Annotated in this window: 1 protein-coding gene; it reads right to left on the reverse strand. The window is 27.3% G+C overall.

The features are described from left to right. On the reverse strand, positions 1 to 440 hold a 440-nt coding region (locus tag J5M56_RS25580), incomplete at both ends, for a peptidylprolyl isomerase (protein ID WP_207938134.1).

Here is a 440-nt window from a genome sequence, read left to right on the forward strand (position 1 = left end):
ATCAAGCTTAATTTCTATTGCGTAAACATAATATTTTGTTACTTTTTTGCTTAAAATTGGTGCTTTTTCATCAATGTTATAGATATATATCATCTGTAATGTATGATTAACTATAAATGGTTGTGAAACTTGATGATTTTTAAGTTCTTTAATATATTCCTTATATATATCTGGTATTGAATCAAATTTAACCTGTTGACTAACTATACCTCCGGAAACTGCATTTGGCGCTTGGGAAAACTGTTTGACAATTTCAGAAAAATCAATACTGCCATCATTAACTGCAAGAGCTAGTTTTTTAAACAAATCTATTTTCTTCTGGCGTGCTTTTTTAGAATCTGGCAAAGCTACAATTAGATTTTTAAGTGTATATAATTTAACAGGCGACATTTCCCTATCAAATTCTTTTTGATGTTTTTTAATATATTTTTGTATTTCTT

It is taken from the genome of Pseudomonas sp. 51_B (assembly GCF_017491595.1).
In the GTDB taxonomy this organism is placed as follows: Bacteria; Pseudomonadota; Gammaproteobacteria; order Pseudomonadales; family Pseudomonadaceae; genus Aquipseudomonas; species Aquipseudomonas promysalinigenes.